The organism is Nocardia higoensis NBRC 100133 (assembly GCF_000308595.1).
Lineage (GTDB): Bacteria > Actinomycetota > Actinomycetes > Mycobacteriales > Mycobacteriaceae > Nocardia > Nocardia higoensis.
The window spans coordinates 1-6,338 of record NZ_BAGA01000143.1 but is presented as its reverse complement, the minus strand read 5'-3'; the positions used below and the strand labels follow the sequence as shown (position 1 = coordinate 6,338).

Sequence of the window (6,338 nt, the reverse complement as noted above, 5' to 3'; positions counted from 1 at the left end):
GACGAGACATCGTCGATGCGCTGCGTCGGCGCCTCGGCCTCGATCTCCGCGACCGTGCGCACCCGGCGAGGAGACTTGCGCTGCTTGTCTTCCGGCAGCGCGGGCATGAGCATCGTCACCGGGTCGGTGATGGGGGTGGTCTTGATCAGATCGACCACTTCACCGCCGCCGGGGCGCTCGTCGTCCAGGATCGGCTCGCCCAGGCCCAGCTTCTCCTGGATGCGCTTCATCCACGCCGGGGCCCACCAGCAGTCGTCGCCGAGCAGCTTCATGGTGGCGGGCACCAGCAGCATGCGCAGGATCGTCGCGTCGATGAACAGCGCCGCGATCAGGCCGTAGGCGATGTACTGCATCATCACCAGATCGGAGAAGGCGAACGCGCCGACGACCACGAGCAGGATGAGCGCCGCGGCGGTGATGATGCGGCCGGTGTGCGCGGTGCCCGCCCGCACCGCCTCGGTGGTCGAGGCGCCCTGATTGCGCGCCTCGACCATGCGCGAGAGCAGGAAGACCTCGTAGTCGGTCGACAGGCCGTAGATCACCGCGATGATCAGCACGAGTACCGGCGACATGATCGGCTGCGGGGTGAAGTTCAGCAGTCCCGCGCCGTGACCGTCGATGAAGATCCAGGTCAGGATGCCCAACGTGGATCCGAGGCCGAGCGCGCTCATCAATGCGGCCTTGATCGGCAGCACCAGCGAACCGAAGGTGAGGAACATCAGCACAGTGGTGACGAACAGGACCAGGGCGATCATGAACGGCATGCGATCGAGCAGCGCGTCGACGCTGTCCTTGGTGATGGTCGGCTGCCCGCCGACGTACACCTCGACGTTGTCGGGCACGTCCATCGACCGCAGGTAGTCGATCGTCGGGTCGGCGTTCTCGGAATCCTCGAGCGTGGCGCTGGTCCGATACACGTCGCCCTGGGTGGTCGAACGGCTGGGGACCCCGAAACCGCCGATGATGCCGGGGGCGTTCCCGGCCTGCTTCCAGACCTTTCCGACGGCCGTGCTGTCGTCGGAGACCATGACCAGCTGCACCGGGTCGGTCTTCTTCAGCGGGAAGACGTCGTAGAAGTTCTCCAGCGCGGTTCGGACCTGGTTGTCCGGTGGCAGGTAGCGCTCGTTGATGCCGCCGAAGGCCAGGTTCTTCACCGGGATGATCAGCAGCAACAGCAGGATGGTGATCGGCACCGCGATCTTCAGCGGATGCTGCATCACCCACTGCGTCGTGCGGCCCCAGAAGTCGTTCTCGATCTCGTCGGCGGTCTTGGTCTGCCGGAAACGCTTCAGGCCGAGCATGTCCACCCGCGGGCCGAGCACTCCGAGCATGGCGGGCAGGATGGTGATAGCGGTGACCGCGGCGAGGCTGACCGTGGCGATGGTGCCGTAGGCCACCGACTTCAGGAACCCCTGGGGGAACAGCAGCATGCCGCCGAGGCTGGCCACGATCATGGTCGCCGAGAACACCACGGTCCGTCCGGCGGTCAGCACTGTGCGCCGGACCGCGGCCCTCGGTTCGTAGCCCTCGGCGAGCTCTTCACGGAACCGGCTGACGATGAACAGGCCGTAGTCGATGGCCAGGCCGAGGCCGATCATCGAGACGACCGCGCCGACGAAGGAGTTCACCTCGGTGAACTTGGTGAGCGCCATGATGATGCCGTTGGCGCCGAGCACGGTCAGGCCGCCGACGATCAGCGGCAGACCGGCGGCGATCAGGCCGCCGAAGACGAAGAACAGCAGGACGCCGACGGCCGGGATGGCCATCAGCTCCATGCGCTTCTGGTCGCTGGCCATGGTGTCGTTGAGCGTGCCCGCGACCGCCTGCAGGCCGGTGACCTGCACGTCGACGCCGTCGATCCAGAAGGCGTCTTTCACCTCGCGATAGTTGCGCACCATGTCGGTGTCGTTGTCGCCGACGATGGCGATGGAGGCGAAGGTGTACTTCTTGTCCTGCGACCCGAACATCAGTGGCGCGCCGGGACCGGTATCGGTCTTCCAGTACGCGCCGTTGACCATGGCGATCTGGTCCGGATGCTCCCTGGTCAGCCGGTTGAGGCTGTCGACGATCTTGTCCCGGAACTCCGGGTCCTCGATCGTCTTCCCCTCCGGAGCCGTGTACAGCACGATGACGTCGCTGCCGTGATCGCGGCCGAATGCCGCGTCGGCGATGCGTGCGGCCTGCGCCGATTCGGAGTGCGGATCGTCCCAGCCGCTGGAGCTCAGATGTTCTTCCAGGCCGAAGCCGTAGCCGCCCAGTCCCAGCAGCGCCGCCGTGACGATGCCGATGACCGCGAAGCGGAAACGGTAGACCAGATCGCCCCAGCGTGTGAACACTAAGCGACTCCTTGACCGGGGCGAGAGGTGAGCAGTGCCGACAGCGGCCGGAACGGCTGCAGCCAGGCACCCTCGTCGGGCAGCGAATCGAGGCTAACCCGTGGGAGCGGTTCACGGAACACGCCCGGGATGTCCTCGAGGTCGATGAACTCGAGCGTATCGGATGTGACCGCCCAGCTCGCATGCTCACGGAAACCGAGCACCTGCACGGGAATTCCGCGCGCGGCGAGCTGTTCGAGCGGCTCGCGGAAGGCCTGGCCGTCGGCCGAGGCGACCATGATGCCCGCCAGGCCCGCGCCGCGGCTGCGCAGCTCGATGTGCGCGAGCATGTCGGCGTCGACGTCGGAATCCTCGTCGATCTTGGGCTTGGCGAACACCGCGTAGCCGACATTGCGCAGCGCCTCCACCCACGGGCGCACCACATCGGCGGTGCCGGGGGCGATATTGGTGAACACCGTCGCCTCGGGTTCGATGCGGCCGCCGGCCCTGGACAGCTCGGCGGTGCGGGCCAGCAGCCAGCGGCCGAGCGCGTCGAAGCGGGGCCGGTAGGCCGCGGTCGGGCGGCCGCCGAGGATGGCGCCCAGGCCCATGTCGAGATTGGGCGCATCCCAGATCAGCAGCACCCGGCGCACATCCGGCGCGGCGCCGCCCGAACCCTCGGCTCCGGTTCCCTGCACCTCCCCCGCAACACCCCCGGCCGAGTCGGCCATCGCACTGACGCTCATCATTCGATCTTGCCCCAGATGAACTCGGTGATGGCGCTTCCCGCCCTGTGCGCCTTGCCCTCGAATTTGGTGACCGGGCGCTCGTAGCCGATCGGCGAGCGCTGCGCGAGCAGCTCGGCGCTGCCACCGGTGGTCTCGTTCAGGCCGGTCAGCAGCGGTTCGCCCGCTCCGACCTCGGCGATGTGCTCGGCGTAGTCCGCGTGGTCGGTGGCGACGTGCAACACGCCGCCCGGCCGCAGCCGGCTCGCGATGAGCGAGAGCGTGGCGGGCTGCAGCAGCCTGCGCTTGTGGTGGCGGGCCTTCGGCCAGGGGTCGGGGAAGAACACGCGTACGCCGGTCAGCGACTCCGCAGCAATCATGTGCTCGAGCACGTCGACGGCGTCGCCGCGCAGCAGCCGGATGTTGCCGATGCCGTCGCGCTCGATCCGCTGGACCAGCTGGGCCAGACCCGGCTGGTACACCTCGATGCCGATCAGGTCGACGTCCGGCTCGGCTCGAGCCATCGCGGCGGTGGCGGTGCCGGTTCCGCAGCCGATCTCGATCACCAGCGGAGCCTTGCGGCCGAACCAGGCCTCGGTGTCGAGTGGCTCGTCACCGACCTCACGGCCGATCTTCGGCCACATCCGGTCCCAGGCGCCCTGCTGATTCGGCGTCAGCGCGCCGCGGCGGGACCGGAAGCTGGTCACGCGCGGGTAGAGCCGGGAGCCGGTGGTGGATCGTCTGCCTGCTTCGAGCGGGGCCGATGCTGTGGACGGCCTGCCCGGAACCGACTCGACAGTGTGGTTGGCGGCGTCGTTCACGACGTCCATTGTCCAGCATCGGCGCGTCAGCTCAGCAACCGAACCCCGACCGCACGGTTTCACCGGCGTCCACGGCTCCGGAACTAGACTGCGCGCATGAGCTCTCCCACGGTGTTCGTCACCGGCGCTGCTGCCGGGATCGGCCGGGCCACAGCCATGCATTTCGCCTCGCGCGGCTACCTGGTGGGTGCTGTCGACATCGACGAGATCGGCCTCGGCAGGCTGGCGGGCGAGATCGAGGCGGCGGGCGGCAAGGTGCACACCGGCGTGCTCGACGTCACCGACGACACGCAGTGGCAGCAGCGGCTGGCGGAATTCCATCAGGCGCACGGCAGGCTCGACATCCTGATCAACAACGCGGGCATCCTGCGCTCGGGTCCGTTCGAGACCATCGGCCTGCGCGAGCAGCACGCCATGGTGGCGGTCAACGTGAACGGCGTGATCTCCGGCGCGTACCACGCCTTCCCGTATCTGCGCGAGACCACCGGCGCGCAACTGGTGAACATGTGCTCGGCCTCGGCGATCTACGGTCAGCCCGAGCTGGCCACCTACGGCGCGACGAAATCGGCGGTCAAGAGTTTGACCGAGGCGCTGGATCTGGAATGGGCGCGTCACGACATCCGGGTGATCGCGATCTGGCCGCTGTTCGTGGCGACCGCGATGGTCGACGGCCTCGACACCGGCAGCACCCGGTCGCTCGGCGTGCGGCTGACCGCCGAGGACGTCGCGAAGGGCATCTGGGGCGCCACCCGCCGCCGGGGCAGGCTGCCGCGGGTGCACTACGAGATCGGCGCGCAGGCCAAGGTGCTCGCCCTGTCGGCCAAGTTCGCACCGGGCTGGGCGGCGCGCGCGGTGAACAAATACGTGACCGGCTCCTGACCGGCTCACCGTCCCCCGACCGCCCTCGTCTGACAGAATTCCCACGGTCGAAGGGGGTTTGATGACGATGCAGGCAGCCACCGCCCGGACCGGGCGCACACAGGAACCGGCCGCGCCACGCGACCACTCCGGACTGGATCGGCTGCTGGCCGACCTGCGCGCCCTGGGCGGCCGCGACCTCGCGATCGGGCAGCACGCCGACCGCGCCGCCGAGCTCTGGCGCACGCCGCCGCGGATCCAGGTGACCGGCCGCGCGCACACCGGACGCACCACCGTGCTGCACGCGCTGGCGCTGATGTCGGCGGTGGAGACCGCGCCGATCGACGAACCCGGCGCGCCCGATCCCGAACTCGACGCCGACCTCGTCGTCTATGTCCTCGCGGGCGCGCCCCAACCGGCCGACCGCCGGGTGCTGGCCGCGCTGCCCCCGCAGCACACCGTGGTGGTGCTCAACAAGGCCGACGCCATCGGCTCGTCCTGGGCCGATGCCGTCGCCGCCGCCGAGCAGTACGGTCGCGAGCTGCGCAGGCCGACCCTGCCGGTCGTCGCCTCGCTCGCGACCAGGACCAGGGCGGGTGCGGTCACCGAGGAGGATCTGAGCCTGCTGCGCGCGCTGGCCGCCGACAGCGATCCCACCCTGACGCTCTCGCCCGAGTTGTTCGTCGGCGCCGCGGCCGGACCGCAGGCCCGCGAACGCGAGAGCCTGCTGCGCCGCTGGGATCTGTACGGCCTCGCCTGCGCACTCGCCGCCCTGCGCCACGACCCCACCCTCACCGGCCCGGCCCTGCTCCAGGTGATGCACGCCGCCAGCGGCATCGACGCGCTGCACCGCCTGCTGCATCGCCGTTACGAACAGGCCGCTGCCCTGCGTGGCGGCGATCTGCTCGACCGCCTGTCCCGGCTGGCCGCGCGTTCGGTTCCCGAAGCGGGCGGCCGCGCCCGCGACCTGATCGAGGACTATCTGGCCGGTGACGAGGCTGTCTGGCTCGGCCTGTGCGCCGGCCTGGCCCACCCCTCGGTCGCCCACCTGGCCGCGGGCTATCCGGCCGTCACCCCGGCCGACGCCGACGACGCCCTGTCCCGGGCGGCCCGCTGGCGCGCCGTCGTCGCGGGTGACCTGCCACCCACCGCCCGGCGCGCCGCCCTGCGCGTGCACAACGGCTACATCCGGCTATGGGGGCGGATGAGCAGTGCCGGACTCTGACCCCGCCGGCTCCGGCGGTCCCGCCGACCGGGCCGAACCGAGCCACGCTCGCACCCCCGCCGCTCCGGCCGAGCCCGCCGTCCGGCCGCCGGGTTTCGGCCGGCCGCTGCGCCACCCCGCCCAGGCCACCGAGTCCCTCGAGCCGACCCGATCGGCCGAGTCCGAAGCTGCCCGGACCCCAGGGACCGCCACTCGGACCGGCTCGGGCGAATCCACCGACGACGCCGGCTCGGGCGAACCGCCCGATTCCGCGTCTGCCGCCGGTCCGGAGAGTGTCGCGGGACCACCCGACGCTGCCGGGGCCGCCGGGGCTGCCGGGGCTGCCGGGGCTGCCGAGGCTGTCGGGGCTGCCGAGGCTGCCGGGCTCGCCGGGCCACCCGGTGCTACCGAGCCG

5 protein-coding genes are annotated in these 6,338 nt (G+C 70.3%); 2 read left to right on the top strand and 3 right to left on the bottom strand.

Going from position 1 to position 6,338, the window contains the following annotated elements; translation table 11 throughout:
* The 3 genes from ON26_RS26105 to trmB form a co-directional block, all read right to left on the bottom strand.
* A partial coding sequence (locus ON26_RS26105; protein ID WP_051027602.1) for an MMPL family transporter occupies positions 1–2,336 on the bottom strand: 2,336 nt, incomplete at its 3' end.
* Entirely contained in the window at positions 2,336–3,061 is a 726-nt protein-coding gene (locus tag ON26_RS26100; protein ID WP_040799766.1) for an NYN domain-containing protein, read from the bottom strand. The genes ON26_RS26105 and ON26_RS26100, both read right to left, overlap by 1 nt.
* Entirely contained in the window at positions 3,061–3,870 is an 810-nt protein-coding gene (gene trmB / locus ON26_RS26095; RefSeq protein ID WP_040799763.1) for a tRNA (guanosine(46)-N7)-methyltransferase TrmB, read from the bottom strand. Before trmB ends, ON26_RS26100 begins: the two co-directional genes overlap by 1 nt.
* An 87-nt stretch (positions 3,871–3,957) precedes the next feature.
* Here trmB and ON26_RS26090 point away from each other — a divergent pair, with 87 nt between their 5' ends.
* Both ON26_RS26090 and ON26_RS26085 read left to right on the top strand, forming a co-directional pair.
* Positions 3,958–4,740, top strand: a complete 783-nt coding sequence (locus ON26_RS26090) for an SDR family oxidoreductase (protein WP_040799760.1) — start codon at positions 3,958–3,960, stop codon at positions 4,738–4,740.
* A gap of 61 nt (positions 4,741–4,801) precedes the next feature.
* The gene (locus ON26_RS26085; protein WP_245546064.1) at positions 4,802–5,944 is read left to right on the top strand and encodes a hypothetical protein; all 1,143 of its coding nucleotides are present in this window, start codon (positions 4,802–4,804) and stop codon (positions 5,942–5,944) included.
* The last annotated feature ends 394 nt before the right edge of the window (positions 5,945–6,338 follow it).

Bases quoted from the DNA above. Each gene is read 5' to 3' on its own strand.
- ON26_RS26100 (WP_040799766.1), bottom strand. From the start codon at position 3,061: ATGAGCGTCAGTGCGATGGCCGACTCGGCCGGGGGTGTTGCGGGGGAG.
- trmB (WP_040799763.1), bottom strand. From the start codon at position 3,870: ATGGACGTCGTGAACGACGCCGCCAACCACACTGTCGAGTCGGTTCCG.
- ON26_RS26090 (WP_040799760.1), top strand. From the start codon at position 3,958: ATGAGCTCTCCCACGGTGTTCGTCACCGGCGCTGCTGCCGGGATCGGC.
- ON26_RS26085 (WP_245546064.1), top strand. From the start codon at position 4,802: ATGACGATGCAGGCAGCCACCGCCCGGACCGGGCGCACACAGGAACCG.